Source organism: Clostridium gasigenes, assembly GCF_017348895.1.
In the GTDB taxonomy this organism is placed as follows: Bacteria; Bacillota; Clostridia; order Clostridiales; family Clostridiaceae; genus Clostridium; species Clostridium gasigenes.
The window spans coordinates 3,477,828-3,492,624 of the sequence record NZ_CP071376.1; the positions used below are offsets into that span (position 1 = coordinate 3,477,828).

Consider the following 14,797-nt stretch of genomic DNA (forward strand, 5'->3'; position numbering starts at 1 on the left):
TATGTCTATGCAAATAAAGGACATATTTGTATCTTTAGTGCCATACTTGTAATATTTTATAATGTTATACTATAAATACAATTTACTTTACACCAAAGATGTATTTTATATAAAAAGGAAGGTATATTATGAAAACAAAAGGAATAATTTTAACAATGCTATCCTCAATTACCTTTGGATTTGCATTTGCTCTTGCCCCTATGACCTATGGTGTTGAAGGAAGTAATCCTGTAACATTAACTTTTCTGAGAAACTTTTTAAGTCTACCATTTTTATTAATTATCTTATTATCTTTGAAAATTAATTTAAAAGTAACAAAAAAACAATTTGTAAATTTAATAATACTTGCTTTGATTGGAAACTCAACAACAAGTCTAATGCTAAATATGGCTTTTGCCTATATCGATGTTGGTATAGTAATGCCTCTACATTTTACTTATCCTATTTTTGTAACATTAGGATGTATATTTTTTTTCAATGAGAAGTTAAGTAAACGAAAAGTTTTAGCACTAATTGTGGCTATGTCTGGTATAGGATGTTTCTTTATATCAGCCTTAACTTCTGCTTCCATTAGTTCTAGTACTTCCCTTGGATTATTATTAGCAATAGCGTCTGGAGGATTCTATTCATTTTATATTATTTTTTTGGACAAAAGTGGATTAAAAGGCGATTCACCATTTAAAATAACATTTTATATAGCAATTACTTCAAGCATATCTATGCTTTTATATGGACTAGCTACAAATCAACTTGTATTATCCTCATTAACACCTAAAGCATGGGGGATATCAACAATATTCGCATTTTTATGTACAATTGTTGCTTTATCTTTATTACAAGTTGGAATAAAGTATATTGGATCAAGCGAAGCTTCTGTTATAAGTACATTTGAGCCTATAACAAGTGTACTTTTTGGGGCATTATTATTAGGTGAAAAAATTACACTAATAAAAATAATTGCATGTATATTAATCTTTGCAGGTGTTTTAATACTTTCTACTTCTAAGAAAAAACAACCTGCTTAATAACATTAAAAATAGGAGTCTGTGACACTTTAATGCCACAGACTCCTATTTTTCTTTTTATAAATTTTAAAATTCATAATATAACTTCTAGATTCCTTAAATTCCACTTAATACTAAAGCACTACATCGGTTTATTATTTAATTTTATGCTATGGTTGCCAATGTAAAAAACCATAGGTCATAACTCCTATGCTTACCATAATACCAATATTACCAATTAATACTATTAAAGAAGTTTGAGAAACACATGCTAGAAAAGAGCTTACCCCCATCAAAACTATCCCTAACATAGCACTAATCTTATATTTTCTCATAATTAACTCCCCCTTGTTTTTTTGATTTTTTTAATATTATAGTTAATATTGGGAAAATTATAATTGAAGAAATAAGACTAGTTAAAGCTGGTAATCCAAATGGTATAGCGAAAGATAGGCCAAGTGATATTAACCATGTTGCAAACGCTAATATATTCCACTTTTGAAATTTAGCATTATTAAGAGAATCATACTTTCCTTTATTAATTATAAAGTAATCTGCTATTATTATTCCAGCAAGTGGAGGAATAACATTTCCTAATAGCTCTAAGAATGTAAAAAACGCTCCTATTTCATAAGGCCTAGTTAGTGTACCTAAAGCTGCAATAACTAATAATATAATTATCATTTTTTTACGATCCATATTAAATGAGTTAGAAAGATTTAGTTAATTGGAGTAAATATTGGCAGCATTAGTTGTAAAAATATTTGTTGTCATAAGTATAATTCAAGGAATTAACAATCCCATAGATAATAACACTGCAGGTAAATCACTGTTATTTACAGCAATTGCAGCTAAGGCTCCACATATAATCATTAATGAATTACCAAGTAATATGAATTTATTCTAAGAATATTTATATGTAATACTTAAAATTTATTACTCTCTTTATCAATACCAACTTTGCATTTAATAATAAAAATAGGACATATATTAATGGTTTTATTACCATCAATATATATCCTTAATCCTCATATTACTCTCTAAAGCTTTAATACTCTCGTTTTTTATTTCATTTACATAATCCTTTAATCTAATTTATTAATTCCTTTGTAATATCATTCTTTTGCTGAATATAGTGTATAATACTATATTCACAAGATTTCAAGTCTCCCCTTAGTTCATTACTTCTTTTTTCATCTTTTTCATTATTAGATTTTCTAAATTATCGAATAAAATTCGTAAATACTTTATTTTCTCTTTCTGGTTCTTTAACAGTTTGTTTTCCATTTTCAACCAACTTCATAAGCCATGCCATATTTTGTCCAAGAACTCTCATTATTTGTCTTCCTTCTTCATCTTCTGTAGCTTCGCCTGGTGCAGTTCCATGTATTACATTCCAGTAATTTGAACTTGGCATAAGCATTTCAGCATAATTAATGTAATTATTCAATTGATTAAAAGTAGTAACCCCCCCTGAACGTCTAACCGCTACTACTGTAGCTCCTACCTTATGCCTTAACATTCCACCGTTGGCAACATAAAATGCTCTATCTAAAAATGATTTCATAGTTCCACCTATAGCTGAATAATGAACTGGAGAACCTAGTATTATACCATCTGCCTCTTTCATTTTCTGTATCCATTCATTTACTTCATCATTATCAATTATACATTTGCCATTTTGATTTCTTGCACAAGCATTACATGCAAGACAGCCTCTTATAATCTTGTTTCCTACATGTATAATCTCAACTTCTATGCCTTCCTTTTCTAATTCCTTTGTTACCATTCTTATAGCATGATATGTGTTACCTTCCTTTTTAGGACTTCCATTAAATGCAATAACCTTCATATATTAAATCTCCTCTGTATATAGTTTATATTTAAGTTTACTTTTTCAAAATGTTTATATAAGACTTTTAACAGCCTTTTCTTCCCACCTAGAGTCTTTTTTAATATTGCATTCATTTACACTATCCTCCTAATTGTCTTTTTTTATGATTTATGCTATCATTATAAAAAATAAGTTTAAATATAGCAAGTACGCACTATTTTGTATTATAGTACCCAAAAGGATACTATTGAAAGGATGAGAACTATGAGCTCCAGTTGCAATACTTTAGAATTTAAAAATAAAATTTATACATGTACCTTTGAAATTACAATGGATTTAATCGGAGGAAAATGGAAGCCAATTATTATTTGGCATCTAGGCACCAAAGGAACGCAGCGATTTACTGAATTAAAAAAACTGATTCCTCAAATAACTCAAAAAATGCTAACTCAACAGTTAAGAGAACTAGAAATGGATAATTTAGTTAATAGAAAAGTTTATGCTCAAGTTCCTCCAAAGGTTGAATATTCATTGACCGATTTAGGAGAGACTTTAATGCCTATTCTTAGTATGATGTGCCATTGGGGAGATGATTATTATAAACTAATTACTTAGGCCCCTTCTTTTAATTGATTCTTCATAATCAAAGATAAATACACCTTTGAATCTATACATTCTATATCATTATTTTCATCTCCTCTTCAGTATATTGTATAGTTCTTTTTCTTCTTAATGTAAAATTAAATCGTCTTCACCTTCAATTAAATGAGCTTCCTGATCCTTACTCTCTATAGTATTATCATTATTATTAAATACATCTACATCATATAAATTATCCTCAAACTTTAAATTGGTTAAGCGACTAATTTCTTTTAAGCTTACTTCATAAGGCTTTAAAAATTTCAAACCTTCATTCTTTCCTCTTTTTAAATATTCCTCTTGGCTCATAATAAATGATATACATTTTAAATTATTACTTTTGTTAATATAGAATATTACCTTCCAAAAAGCAGTCGGTATAAAAACTCCACATCCTAATAGCTTCTTAACTCCGCAATACTCCATACTCCCACCACCATTAATAGGGCCCGTAAAAATTGATAATTTTTTACTTAGTATATCTGGATTTTCAATAATCCAACCTTCTAATTTGCTCCAAATCCCTGTATTAAATTCATGGTGCTGTAATGAAATATTAGCCCAGCAGCAAGAATCATATTGTGCATTTTCAACATCATCCTCACTTCCCCACATTAAATCAGCTCTTCTAGCTAAGTGCCCTCTATCCCAATTATTCTTCTCATAAAAATCATTCCCCAGTTGATTTTCTTCACCTATTATACTATCAAAATGCCAATGTCTATTCTCATGTATTTTCTTAAATTTAGATTTATCCACATTACTAGCAACGTATATTGCAGATTTTAAGATCTTATTCATAGCTAAAGAAAAATGTGTAAAATCAAATATTTCTCCATTATTTAATGAAACCTTCAATAATTCTTCGTCTAAAGTAGGAACCTTAACTTTTAAATTTTCCCCTAAAAAATCTATATTAAAACCTTTCATTTTTTTATTCCCTCCTTATTAATAATCTAAATTTATTTTCTGGATATATCTTATACTATACTTTTTCCTTCCCTATTGTACTTAACCATCTATTTTGTTTAACAAGTCCTACTACTTTTATTTGATTGTCTAACTTTAGCCACTGTTCTATCTAAAACCTTCTTACTAAAACGAAATAATACTGTCCATAATCTATTTTTGTTAAACAAAAAACTGTAATAAAGTTTTTATCTCTATTACAGTTCAATCTTTGATCTATACACTATATTTGTAAAATGGTGTTACAGTCTAGTCATCTGACTTAAGCTTAGTAAGAAGTCTTAATATTTCAATATATAGCCAAACCAATGTAACCATTAATCCATATGCAGAGTACCATTCCATATATTTTGGTGCTCCCTGGGATACATTTTTCAAAATAAAATCATAGTCTACTATTAAATTTAATGTAGCGATTACAATCACGGCAACACTAAATAATATTCCTATAGGACCTGAGCCAAATATAGGTAAGCTTATTCCAAAAAATCCAAGAACGAATGTAACTAAATATGTTAAGAATACACCAAAGGTAGCTATCATTACTCCTCTTGTTATCTTTCCAGCAACTGCTGGATTTCTTCTATATATTAACAATGTAGCTAAAGTTAAAGCTAAAGTTAATAATATAGCTGAGACTACTATTCCAGGAAATTTTAAGTCAGCTAATTTTGATATATAACCTAGAAGTATCCCTTCTGATACAGCATATATAGGCGCTGTAATTGGAGATATTTTAGGTATAAAAGCTGTTACAAGCGAACTTATAAGTGCAATAACTACAGCTATTCCTAGTATTGTTGTAAATTTACCTATACCAGCCCCCATTTCCAACCAACTATATATGAATGCGAACCCAACTAAAGCTAATAACACCATTGTTTTTAATACAGTTCCACCTACTGTCATTGAATTATCCTGGTATGTTACATTTTTAAACCCCTTCTCTAAAAAAGGATTTCCATTTTTAATCAATACAATCAACTCCTCTTTATATCTAGTAGTTTATATAAGGCTAATTGACACCTTATCCTTTTACTTTTGTTTCTCACATGAACATTATATCATTAATAATAAATAATGTTATTTTTTTAGGATGTTTTAGCTTTTTAATTCTAAAAATAAAGCACCTAAAAAGCACATACCTATTTCTAAGAGGCCTCAATTGTAAATAATTTAAAATTAAGGATTATATGCCCTCAGCCAAATGTAAAAGAAACTTGATACTATATAATTAGTATGATAAATTGATGTTGTAAAGTTAACTTAACAATAATAATGCACATCTGAATGGATTTGCAAAAAATATAATTCAATATAAAAGAACATTTACAAAAGGAGGCAGAATTGTGAAGAATAGTTTGGAATCCTTGAGAAAAGAACTAGGTTTAAGCCAAGAACAGTTTGGAAAATTAATGGGTGTTTCTAGACAGACAATTATTTCCATAGAGAAAGGAAAGTATAATCCATCACTAGAACTAGCTTTTAAAATCTCAGAATTTTTTAGTAAAAAAATAGAGGATATTTTTTTCTATAAGGAGGGACAGTAAAATGAATAAAAAGCAGAAACTTTTTTTTATATTAGGGATTATCTCTTTTTCTATTGGCTTTGCTATGGTGTCTATTTGTTCATTTAATGAAAAATTTGATGTTCAATTAACTATAACAGAGAAAATTATAGTAGGAATGATTGGTGGTATATTCATTATAGGTGCACTTGCATGTTTTGTATTATATTTAAAGAATTTTATTAATCATGATGAAAATTTAATAATTGAGGAGCATGATGAAAGAAACATAATGATAAGAGGAAAAGTTGCTGAAATATCAATGCTGACAACTACATCTGTAATGTTAATAGTGGAGTGTATTTTAATATGTACAGGTGAATCAATAGCTGCATTTTTAGTTGCAATTGCTATGTTCTTATGTGGTTTTATACAAATTCTGTTAACCTGTTATTATCATAAAAAATATTGAACTAGTCAATACACGAGCATAATATTTATTAATGGTTAAAATATAAAAGCAGATAAACTTGTATAAAAACAAATTTATCTGCTTTTCCAGGTTGTAAAAAACTTTGTGTATCTGATCTTCTTAGAAATAACTAGCTACTTATTTAACTTAGATAAACTGTTAATTTAAACCCTAAGTATTGAATGATAAGATATAATACACTTCCTAACTCTATGTATATATTCACCAATTAAAGTGGATAATATACCTGTAGAAAATATGTTTTAAAAGAACTTTAGTATTGAGTTGTACTTTCCAATCTACTCTATGCTAAGGTTTTTTTATGCACCTTTTGAGAAGATATCAGCAAATACTATTTTTAATTCATTAATAACCAAATCCCAACCGGAATAATTTCTAGTCCACTTAGAATGTACTCTTTCAGTTGCTAAATACAACATTTTCATTAAGCTTTCATCCGTTGGAAATATCAACTTAGTTTTGGTTACTTTTCGAAATTGACTATTTAAACTTTCTATAACATTTGTTGTATAAATAATTTTACAGATATGTGGAGAAAATTCAAAGAATGTACTTAGGTTATCCCAATTATCTTCCCAATTTTTTATTGCATGAGGATATTTAATATCCCATTTACCAATAACATTAGTCTATGTTAAATAATAATGTTAATAATTTTACAATTTTTAAGAAATCCAGAAGCGGCTTCCTTTAGTTTTAATTTCAATAAAATTTATATCTGTTTGTTTTTATTTTGAAGTTTATTTGCAAACCCTACTCCTATTCCCATTGTCAAACTACTAAATATGAAAAATAAATTAGTAGGAATATTTATTATATGCATAGATACAATATCAAGAATTATCACAAATGTAAAAGAACAACATACTACTAATAAAGGTTGCCACTTTTTGTCCACTTTTATTTTTAAACTTACCTTATCTGTTATTGTATATTCTTTATCAACTTTATAATAAACTACCATACTTAATAACATTGGTACTACTATAAACAATGACTTAATTAATAAATCTAACATACCCTTCCCCCTTAAAACACAATTATTTAGACGCATAAATCTTAACATAGTGTGCCTATTAACTTATCCAACATAGTAATGTAATTATTTAAACCAGTACATGTAGTTAGCAATATATTTTGCTGCTACACTGTGAAAACTATATGTCTGTTCATATTATACAATATTTATTTTATTTTGTATAAATACCTATGTTTTGTTTGTATTTCCTTATTTTCATATTAACATCTAATATAAATTATATTTAAAACTAAAAAATATATACAAATATAGTTTTATAATGATTTTATTGTATTTTTTTGTATAGAGTTGTATAATTCCGAATATACATATTACTTTACATTGTATAATTTAGGGGGAAACATATTAATGAAAAAAACTAAACTAAAATTAATTGCTTTAACAATAACTATATCTATTTTTTCAAACTCTTTAACTGCATTCGCTCATTCAGGAAGAACAGATTCTAATGGTGGGCATAAGGATAACAAAAATGTTTCTGGTCTAGGGAGTTATCATTATCATCATGGGATGGGGCCTCACTTACATCCAGGTGGAGTATGTGAGTTTACTACCAATTCTAATAATGAGGCTTCAATCAATCAAGAAAAGGCTTATACAGAACAGCTAGAAAAAGATAAGGGTTATGATCAAGGCTATAATGACTCCTTAGTTGAAAAACCAAGTACACCTTCATCATCTAGTTCATCTTTTTCTACTGGATATTCTCTAGGGTATTCTAAAGGTGTACAAGTATTAAATGATGAAAAAGCTTCAGTAACAGAAATAGCTAAGTCTAATGGAATCAAGGATGGCTACGCTGGAAGCAGTAATCAATCTTCATCATATTCAGATAAACATAAATCAGTTTATACAACTCAATATGCTTTATCCCATAAGGAAGGATTAGATAAAAGAAATGTGGAAATATCTACCACTAAGACTAAAGGAAAATCCTTAGGTATAGAAGATGGATATAATAAAATTACTAAAGAATCATTGAATTATGAAGGAAATTATTTAGATGAGTTTACAGGATCATACAAAGAGGGTTATAGCGAAGGCGAAAAAAATATTGATGCTGATATGTTGACGCAGTCTATAGAATCATATATAAGTGGTTTGAAAAATGAAGAATTTGATGAAGTAGCTTATACTAATACACATATAAAAAATGCTGCATTAGAATCACATAAAGAAGCTATTGATGTCTTTAATAATTTTCTTAAAGACGTGCCTATGCTTGGAGAATCTTTAGAAGACTTTTCACTTTACGCTGAAGAAAATGATAAAATCAAAATTGGTAATACTGATATTGATGACAGTACATTTATTTCTATAAATGATAAATCAAAAAAGAAAGTTACTGATATTAGCTTCTTTATAAATGCTATTGAAGAAAATGGATACACTAAAGAAACTACCTCTGCATTAATTGAATCATTCTTAAGTAAAGACTTTATAGATTCCTATACTACAAAATCATCTTATCAGAGATCTAATGATGACTTTACTTATGATATATATAATTTAAAGCGAAATAATAAAATAAGTAAATCGGCTCCAAAGAAAATATCTATAATTACAATTTCTAAAGATAATATGGTTCAAGAAGTAAAAATACTAAATAAAGAACCTAAAGACATAAAAAAATATAAAAAGATAAAATCATAAAATTTGTAAATTTTATCTTGAAATATAAAAGCAGATAAACTTGTATAAAAACAAATTTATCTGCTTTTCCATACTACCTTCTACCTATTATCCCTTCTCTTTTCCTTTACCATTTTAACCAAGTCACAGTTACCCTTGTGACGGATAACTCGCTGAGATCGCTCTAACTATACAACATTTATTATATCTATTATGCTGTCCCCATACTTTTCAACTTTTATTGGTCCAAACCCTCGTACTTTCATTAACTCTTCTTTATTTTCAGGCTTTACTTTTATAATTTCTCCTAAGGTTTCATTGTTATATATAAAATATGGGCTTACTTTTTCTGCTCTTGCCATACTGGTTCTATACTCTTTTAGTTTATTTATTAATATATCACTTGATCCTGAACTTATAACTTCTTTTTCTGATAACTTATATTCACTATCTTTTTTAGTGATTTTTTTTATCAGTTCTTCTACTATCTTCTCTTCTACTATTTTTTCTTCATCTATTTCAATTTTTTTATATTCTATTTTATTTGCTTTAAATTCATTAATTACAACTTCAGCCGCTTCATTATTTCCAATGAAATCTTCCTCAGTTAATGAGTATTTTTTATTATAATCTATATGTATGTTTTTATTATTAATAATTAGAAAATCCGCTACTTCCTTCATTCTACGTTCCAATATTTCACTGTCTTTATGTACTTTTAATTTTTCATTTAAAATTTCAGTTAACTGATCATATCTAAATATCTCATCCTTAATTTTTTTAGATGCTTTAGTTTTATTTACTATACTCTTTGGATTTGCTATTACAACACCTGATATAATAGGCGTATTTCTTATTTTACCATTTTTCATTAATATTTCTTTTAATATTCTCACATGTCTATCATTTTGTGCTATTGGACTGTATATCCCCTCTTTTTTTATACCCTTACTGTAGTTATTTTTTATACTTCTAATAAAGTCACCACATTCATTAATTAAAATATCACCATTAAGTTTTTTAGTTTCTAAAATCATTATATACTTATGTGTAATTACTACAAAATCTAATTGGGCTGCATAATCGCCATCCTCAATTCTTATATCATGTAGACATATCATTGGAATAAAAGAATTTTTCAATTCATAGTAAACATTCTTCTCACCACTAATTCCGGCCTTTAAAAAAGCTATGTCCCTAGCAATATTTTTTTTCTTATTACTTGTAATCCTATTATTAATATCTATAAGCTCATTTAACCAACGATTATCCTCACTAAAATCCTTATAGAAAATTGTATTTTTTATTTCTTTAATTCCTAGTAAACTTTTTATTATTGACATAATTCCCCCTAAACGATTAACTAATACATTAACCTTACCCTCATACTTTTGTAATGCTTAACTCTATTACAATTTATTTATTAAGTTATATTTTTATAAATATTCCATCTAAAATAAAGCATATATTACCATTATACAATATTTTTGTTATTTTGTATAAGTAACATGGAGATAAGGATGATATGCAATCTATATATTTTATCCCAGATACTAAAATATTAGAAGAAGTTATCATTAAAACAATAACTTCCAACAAGTTACTGTTTTCACTTCAACTCCTAGATAAAGAGGAACTTGAACTTATAAAGTTTCTATACCTAAATGATCAAACTGGTGAAAAACAATATTTATCAAAATATTGAGAGCTAAAAGAAAAAGATTATTACTATTATACAAGCCTTAAAAAGAGATCTCTTAAATTTCTCTTTTAAATAAAGTACTGCATCTGTAATATTTAGATTATATTATGACTTAATAAAACTACCTTATATAATTTAAAGAAAAAAACAGGATAGATATTATGGTTTTACTACCACTATACCTATCCTTTATTTAACTTATTATATTTTATTATTTAACTGTCATCTGAAAATAATTACCCAATTAAAGGTGTTCTTGAAGGAAAGGTTCATCCTTGACCTGAAGTTGTTATTTTACCCAAGTAACTACTTTATCCATTGTTTGTCTTAGTTTTTTACCTGGCTCATTAACTCTATATCCAAAAGCAGCGCATACTGCAATATTAAACTTATCAGTGTCTAGCAATCCTCTATTAACTAATATTTTTTCTACTGCATTACGGTCGATACCACCAATAGGACATGAATCTATTTCTAGGCTAGCTGCAACATTCATCATATTACCTAAAGCAATATGGACTTGCTCTGAAGCATATGCCTCAATGTCTTTATCTTCTTCAAAACGAATTTCTTCTATAGACTTCATAACTCCTTTATAATTAGAAGCAACATCTTCCGGAATCTGTTTTACATCCTTTAATAAATAATCTATATAATTTGAATCAAATCTTAATTCTTTTGCAGATCTACTTAAATATACTACTAAGTGGCTACATGTAGGCATTTGTACCTTGCCTCCCCAGCTTACTGCTCCTAATTCATTTTTCAATTCTTGATTTTCTATAACTAAAAACTTCCAAGGCTCTATTCCCATAGAACTCGGAGAAAGTCTTCCCCCTTCTAATATTACTTCAAAATTAGCCTCGCTTATTTTCTTGCTCTCATCAAATTCTTTACATGAATGTCTAAAGTTTAAAGCATCCATTATTTCATTTTTATTCATTTAAACCTCTCCTCTTTTTTATTTTATGTACTTTTCTATACTGTCTAATTTTTTTATTAAATCGTCAAAATCTTGTAAATACTTAAAATAATCCTGTTCTTTTAACTGTATATTACAGGCTAACTTTTTCGGAATATCCTTAGCTTTTTTTTCAAGCTCCATTCCTTTTTCAGTTATAGAAATATAAATTTTTCTATCATCAGTCTCATCTTTAACTCTCTTTAAATATCCATTATTTTCTAGTTTGGTTATAATTGGAGTTAATGTCCCTGTCTTCATTTTTAATTTGTAGCTTATATCCTTAAATGATATTTTTCTATTCTCCCATAAAACCATCATGACTAAATACTGAGGATACGTTAGATCTATCCTATTTAATAATGGCCCATATATTCTAATAATACTCTTTGAGATAGAATATATCTTAAAACAAAGTTGATTTTCTAATTTTAATTTTTCATCCATATATAACGCTCCTAAATCTTCATACTAATGTATGTTTATATTAGTGTTATTTTATCATGGATTTAATAAATAAATCCACATCTAAATAATTTTCATGCTTACCTCTAAAAACAAATAATAATTTAGGATATTTAAACATCGTTAAAAGTTGAAGACTTCACTCTCTTTACCTGATAATAAATCAGAAAAAACTGCTTCTCCATGCTCTAAATAAAACACTTCATAAATTGGATTATCTGCATTTTTATAACCTTTTTTAACTGATGGAGAATTATCCATTACCATTTGTTTAACATTAATATCATCAGTAAATTTAATTTCACCACTTATTTTTCCTGTAACATACTTATCATCGGTTGCCATAAACTCAATATATGGATTATCTTTTAATTGCTTATATGCTCGTTTTACATTAGCAGTAGTAAAATAGAATTTACCATCTTTTATTAGGTGAATATGTTGTAATCTTATATAAGGCCTATTATCAGTTGATGTTGCTAATATCCCAATATTATTTTCATTTAAAAATTGAATTATTTTTTCCATAACAATTTCCCCTTTAGATTTATATTTTAATAATTGACTATATATTGTAGATACTATAATCTCATAACTTTCTTTTCTTTTAATGATATTAAAGCTTCTGGTGTATGAGTTGATAAGTATATAGTATCATTTTTCATAATAAATTCTCTAACATTATCTAAAGTGTCCTTAGCTAAGGCTTTATCTTCAAATACTACTGAAAGTGCATTTTGTCTAAGTGCTTCATCTGTATAAGTTACATCTCCATGGAACATATACTGTAATCCCTCAAATTCTGCTACTACCATGGAATTACCTTTTGTATGACCATAAGCTGGTAACATAAATATATTTTCAGCTATTTTTTTGCTTTCTTTGAAATTCTTATATTCTCCATCTTCAAAATTAACCTTAACTATATTTTCTCCATTTAAGTTCATCGCTTCTGCTTCTATTTCCGATATGTATATTTTAGCGTCCTTAAATAGTCTAAGCTCTCCTGAATGATCAGGATGTTTATGTGTAACAACAACCTTATCTATATCTTTCGTCTCATATCCCGCTTCTTTTAGAGCATCTATAAAGTTATTAACCTTTTCTCCAGTATATATCATTTGATCTGGTTGTTCTTTCATATCCGGTGTTTCAACTGGTAATCCTGTATCAATTAATATAACTTCTTTGCCAGTATCTATTAAATAATTTTGCAAGCTTGCTTCATATCTTTTAGACTCACTTATATTTTCCTTTTCAATTGATCCACCAAAAGCGAAAGCTTCTTTCATATGTCCATTTTTATAAAATTCCAATGCAACTATTTTCATTTTATTCACTCCTTAAATTTAATCGTATGCGATTTATCTTGTAAGATCATTCTATACCTATTTAAAATTTATGTCAATATTAAAACAATATAAAATTCAGTATTTTATCTAGATTATGTATTTATCAAAAAATTATAGGCAATACCTAAATCAATTGAACCAAGATAAGCAAATCATTGTTGCAATAATACTATCCCTACATCTTGATATATAGCAATATTTAATTTTAATATCTACTATTTTTTCCAAGTCACAGTTACCCTTGCAAAGGAGTAATTACTTTTATGTACTACTTAACATTTATTAAGTAGAAAAAGGACCTATAAGTTTATCACTTCTAGGTCCTTTAAGTTCAGCTTTTACATCTTTAATTTCAAAATTTGCTATTGAGCATAACTGTTGATATCATTATTTATTCGTATATTTTAATATTACATTATCTTTACTATTTTCTAGAAATATATCTAAAAATAATATTTTAGAATAGCAAAACTCCTCTATCTGGTTCGCACTCAGTTCTCTTTTATTATAATGAAGACTCATCTATAATCCCCCCAAAGTAAGAATATTGTTCTTCACTGTCCACTGCCATTCTAGCATATTTACTATTAAAGTCATTAAATAATATAAAGGTTACATGAATATCTTCATAATTATAATATTCTTTAGTAATACTAATTATTTCGTCCTCAATATTTAATGTATCCATAAAAGATACATTCGCCCTAACAACAACTGCGATATCAATATCACTTCTACCCTCAGTCCAATATTGTGTTCCATGACTTCCAAACTTACATACAGCTAAAATACTGTTGATTTTTTCAAGCTTCTCTATAAGCTTAATACTATTCAAAATACCACCTACTCTCTATATTAAGTTATATAATTAATATATTTTCTTATTGCTTACAATCCTTTATACACTTTTATATCAATATTTTATAAATTTAATATAATATATTAAAATATTTTTCAGGAGAAATTATGAGTTATACTACTAATAGACAGCCCCAAGGTATTGTTATTGATGAAACAAATTTTTTAAGGGAAGGTATGATTGCTGAAATTGTAGCAATCAATGATTATAGTACTTTTATTAAACTTACTAACAATAAAGAGGTTAAGGATATTTTTTATCATATAATGGAAGAAGAAAAAGAGCATGTAGAATAATTAACACTAGCCTTAATGTTATTAGACAAAGACTCTTATAGTCC

General features: G+C 27.4%; 20 protein-coding genes and 1 pseudogene. 8 read left to right on the forward strand and 13 right to left on the reverse strand.

The annotated features are described in order from the left end of the window. Positions 1-128 precede the first annotated feature (128 nt). On the forward strand, positions 129-1,025 hold the full coding sequence (locus J1C67_RS16285; protein ID WP_167865231.1) for a DMT family transporter: 897 nt from the start codon (positions 129-131) through the stop codon (positions 1,023-1,025). 149 nt (positions 1,026-1,174) lie between these two features. Here J1C67_RS16285 and J1C67_RS16290 read toward each other — a convergent pair whose 3' ends face one another. Then, complete coding sequence (locus tag J1C67_RS16290) at positions 1,175-1,339, reverse strand: hypothetical protein (protein WP_167865232.1); 165 nt, start codon at positions 1,337-1,339, stop codon at positions 1,175-1,177. Then, a complete protein-coding gene (locus J1C67_RS16295; RefSeq protein WP_341479188.1) occupies positions 1,326-1,703 on the reverse strand; it encodes a cytosine permease in 378 nt (125 codons plus the stop codon). The genes J1C67_RS16290 and J1C67_RS16295 overlap by 14 nt, the downstream gene beginning before the upstream one ends. 40 nt (positions 1,704-1,743) lie before the next feature. Here J1C67_RS16295 and J1C67_RS16300 point away from each other — a divergent pair, with 40 nt between their 5' ends. Beyond that, a complete protein-coding gene (locus tag J1C67_RS16300; protein WP_167865234.1) occupies positions 1,744-1,911 on the forward strand; it encodes a hypothetical protein in 168 nt (55 codons plus the stop codon). 315 nt (positions 1,912-2,226) lie between these two features. Here the strand turns inward: J1C67_RS16300 and J1C67_RS16305 are convergent, their stop codons facing one another. Further along, a complete protein-coding gene (locus J1C67_RS16305) occupies positions 2,227-2,856 on the reverse strand; it encodes a flavodoxin family protein (protein WP_167865235.1) in 630 nt (209 codons plus the stop codon). A gap of 246 nt (positions 2,857-3,102) precedes the next feature. Between J1C67_RS16305 and J1C67_RS16310 the strand changes: the two genes are divergently transcribed. Then, positions 3,103-3,453 carry a winged helix-turn-helix transcriptional regulator gene (locus J1C67_RS16310; protein ID WP_089966429.1) on the forward strand — a complete coding sequence of 117 codons (351 nt, stop codon included), beginning with the start codon at positions 3,103-3,105 and terminating at the stop codon, positions 3,451-3,453. A 114-nt stretch (positions 3,454-3,567) separates the two neighbouring features. Here J1C67_RS16310 and J1C67_RS16315 read toward each other — a convergent pair whose 3' ends face one another. Together J1C67_RS16315 and J1C67_RS16320 are read right to left on the reverse strand one after the other, a co-directional pair. Continuing rightward, complete coding sequence (locus J1C67_RS16315) at positions 3,568-4,407, reverse strand: DNA/RNA non-specific endonuclease (protein ID WP_167865236.1); 840 nt, start codon at positions 4,405-4,407, stop codon at positions 3,568-3,570. 288 nt (positions 4,408-4,695) lie between these two features. Continuing rightward, on the reverse strand, positions 4,696-5,421 hold the full coding sequence (locus tag J1C67_RS16320; RefSeq protein WP_167865237.1) for a Bax inhibitor-1/YccA family protein: 726 nt from the start codon (positions 5,419-5,421) through the stop codon (positions 4,696-4,698). 374 nt (positions 5,422-5,795) lie between these two features. Between J1C67_RS16320 and J1C67_RS16325 the strand changes: the two genes are divergently transcribed. Further along, positions 5,796-5,996, forward strand: coding sequence for a helix-turn-helix transcriptional regulator (locus J1C67_RS16325; RefSeq protein WP_167865238.1), 201 nt, complete (start codon positions 5,796-5,798; stop codon positions 5,994-5,996). 1 nt (position 5,997) lies between these two features. Then, positions 5,998-6,426, forward strand: coding sequence for a hypothetical protein (locus J1C67_RS16330; protein WP_167865239.1), 429 nt, complete (start codon positions 5,998-6,000; stop codon positions 6,424-6,426). A gap of 320 nt (positions 6,427-6,746) precedes the next feature. On the opposite strand, the pseudogene J1C67_RS16335 reads toward J1C67_RS16330, so the two are convergent. Then, positions 6,747-7,061, reverse strand: a pseudogene (locus J1C67_RS16335) (transposase); the annotation flags it as partial. 98 nt (positions 7,062-7,159) lie between these two features. After that, positions 7,160-7,465 carry a hypothetical protein gene (locus tag J1C67_RS16340; protein WP_167865240.1) on the reverse strand — a complete coding sequence of 102 codons (306 nt, stop codon included), beginning with the start codon at positions 7,463-7,465 and terminating at the stop codon, positions 7,160-7,162. 369 nt (positions 7,466-7,834) lie between these two features. Here J1C67_RS16340 and J1C67_RS19550 point away from each other — a divergent pair, with 369 nt between their 5' ends. Next, positions 7,835-9,139, forward strand: a complete 1,305-nt coding sequence (locus tag J1C67_RS19550) for a YHYH domain-containing protein (protein ID WP_243176622.1) — start codon at positions 7,835-7,837, stop codon at positions 9,137-9,139. 167 nt (positions 9,140-9,306) lie between these two features. Here J1C67_RS19550 and J1C67_RS16350 read toward each other — a convergent pair whose 3' ends face one another. After that, the gene (locus J1C67_RS16350) at positions 9,307-10,461 is read right to left on the reverse strand and encodes an HRDC domain-containing protein (protein ID WP_167865241.1); all 1,155 of its coding nucleotides are present in this window, start codon (positions 10,459-10,461) and stop codon (positions 9,307-9,309) included. Positions 10,462-10,643: 182 nt separating this feature from the next. Between J1C67_RS16350 and J1C67_RS16355 the strand changes: the two genes are divergently transcribed. Beyond that, positions 10,644-10,823 (forward strand): hypothetical protein, encoded by a 180-nt coding sequence (locus tag J1C67_RS16355; protein WP_167865242.1) that lies wholly within the window; start codon positions 10,644-10,646, stop codon positions 10,821-10,823. A gap of 286 nt (positions 10,824-11,109) precedes the next feature. Here the strand turns inward: J1C67_RS16355 and J1C67_RS16360 are convergent, their stop codons facing one another. The 5 genes from J1C67_RS16360 to J1C67_RS16380 form a co-directional block, all read right to left on the reverse strand. Beyond that, on the reverse strand, positions 11,110-11,763 hold the full coding sequence (locus J1C67_RS16360) for an NAD(P)H-dependent oxidoreductase (protein ID WP_167865243.1): 654 nt from the start codon (positions 11,761-11,763) through the stop codon (positions 11,110-11,112). A gap of 18 nt (positions 11,764-11,781) precedes the next feature. Further along, positions 11,782-12,228 carry a MarR family winged helix-turn-helix transcriptional regulator gene (locus J1C67_RS16365; protein WP_167865244.1) on the reverse strand — a complete coding sequence of 149 codons (447 nt, stop codon included), beginning with the start codon at positions 12,226-12,228 and terminating at the stop codon, positions 11,782-11,784. 141 nt (positions 12,229-12,369) lie between these two features. Further along, positions 12,370-12,774 carry a pyridoxamine 5'-phosphate oxidase family protein gene (locus tag J1C67_RS16370; RefSeq protein ID WP_167865245.1) on the reverse strand — a complete coding sequence of 135 codons (405 nt, stop codon included), beginning with the start codon at positions 12,772-12,774 and terminating at the stop codon, positions 12,370-12,372. Between the two features lie 53 nt (positions 12,775-12,827). After that, on the reverse strand, positions 12,828-13,577 hold the full coding sequence (locus J1C67_RS16375) for an MBL fold metallo-hydrolase (RefSeq protein ID WP_167865246.1): 750 nt from the start codon (positions 13,575-13,577) through the stop codon (positions 12,828-12,830). A 526-nt stretch (positions 13,578-14,103) separates the two neighbouring features. Continuing rightward, complete coding sequence (locus tag J1C67_RS16380) at positions 14,104-14,433, reverse strand: nucleotidyltransferase domain-containing protein (RefSeq protein WP_167865247.1); 330 nt, start codon at positions 14,431-14,433, stop codon at positions 14,104-14,106. A 131-nt stretch (positions 14,434-14,564) separates the two neighbouring features. On the opposite strand from J1C67_RS16380, the gene J1C67_RS16385 reads away from it, so the two are divergent. Continuing rightward, positions 14,565-14,753, forward strand: coding sequence for a ferritin family protein (locus tag J1C67_RS16385; RefSeq protein ID WP_243176624.1), 189 nt, complete (start codon positions 14,565-14,567; stop codon positions 14,751-14,753). The last annotated feature ends 44 nt before the right edge of the window (positions 14,754-14,797 follow it).

Excerpts from the sequence above, each read along its gene's own strand:
- J1C67_RS16285 (WP_167865231.1), top strand. The coding sequence starts at position 129 with ATGAAAACAAAAGGAATAATTTTAACAATGCTATCCTCAATTACCTTT.
- J1C67_RS16310 (WP_089966429.1), top strand. The coding sequence starts at position 3,103 with ATGAGCTCCAGTTGCAATACTTTAGAATTTAAAAATAAAATTTATACA.
- J1C67_RS16360 (WP_167865243.1), bottom strand. The coding sequence starts at position 11,763 with ATGAATAAAAATGAAATAATGGATGCTTTAAACTTTAGACATTCATGT.
- J1C67_RS16370 (WP_167865245.1), bottom strand. The coding sequence starts at position 12,774 with ATGGAAAAAATAATTCAATTTTTAAATGAAAATAATATTGGGATATTA.
- J1C67_RS16350 (WP_167865241.1), bottom strand. The coding sequence starts at position 10,461 with ATGTCAATAATAAAAAGTTTACTAGGAATTAAAGAAATAAAAAATACA.
- J1C67_RS16385 (WP_243176624.1), top strand. The coding sequence starts at position 14,565 with ATGAGTTATACTACTAATAGACAGCCCCAAGGTATTGTTATTGATGAA.
- J1C67_RS16375 (WP_167865246.1), bottom strand. The coding sequence starts at position 13,577 with ATGAAAATAGTTGCATTGGAATTTTATAAAAATGGACATATGAAAGAA.
- J1C67_RS16295 (WP_341479188.1), bottom strand. The coding sequence starts at position 1,703 with ATGGATCGTAAAAAAATGATAATTATATTATTAGTTATTGCAGCTTTA.
- J1C67_RS16315 (WP_167865236.1), bottom strand. The coding sequence starts at position 4,407 with ATGAAAGGTTTTAATATAGATTTTTTAGGGGAAAATTTAAAAGTTAAG.
- J1C67_RS16355 (WP_167865242.1), top strand. The coding sequence starts at position 10,644 with ATGCAATCTATATATTTTATCCCAGATACTAAAATATTAGAAGAAGTT.
- J1C67_RS16340 (WP_167865240.1), bottom strand. The coding sequence starts at position 7,465 with ATGTTAGATTTATTAATTAAGTCATTGTTTATAGTAGTACCAATGTTA.
- J1C67_RS16330 (WP_167865239.1), top strand. The coding sequence starts at position 5,998 with ATGAATAAAAAGCAGAAACTTTTTTTTATATTAGGGATTATCTCTTTT.
- J1C67_RS16290 (WP_167865232.1), bottom strand. The coding sequence starts at position 1,339 with ATGAGAAAATATAAGATTAGTGCTATGTTAGGGATAGTTTTGATGGGG.
- J1C67_RS16365 (WP_167865244.1), bottom strand. The coding sequence starts at position 12,228 with ATGGATGAAAAATTAAAATTAGAAAATCAACTTTGTTTTAAGATATAT.
- J1C67_RS19550 (WP_243176622.1), top strand. The coding sequence starts at position 7,835 with ATGAAAAAAACTAAACTAAAATTAATTGCTTTAACAATAACTATATCT.
- J1C67_RS16305 (WP_167865235.1), bottom strand. The coding sequence starts at position 2,856 with ATGAAGGTTATTGCATTTAATGGAAGTCCTAAAAAGGAAGGTAACACA.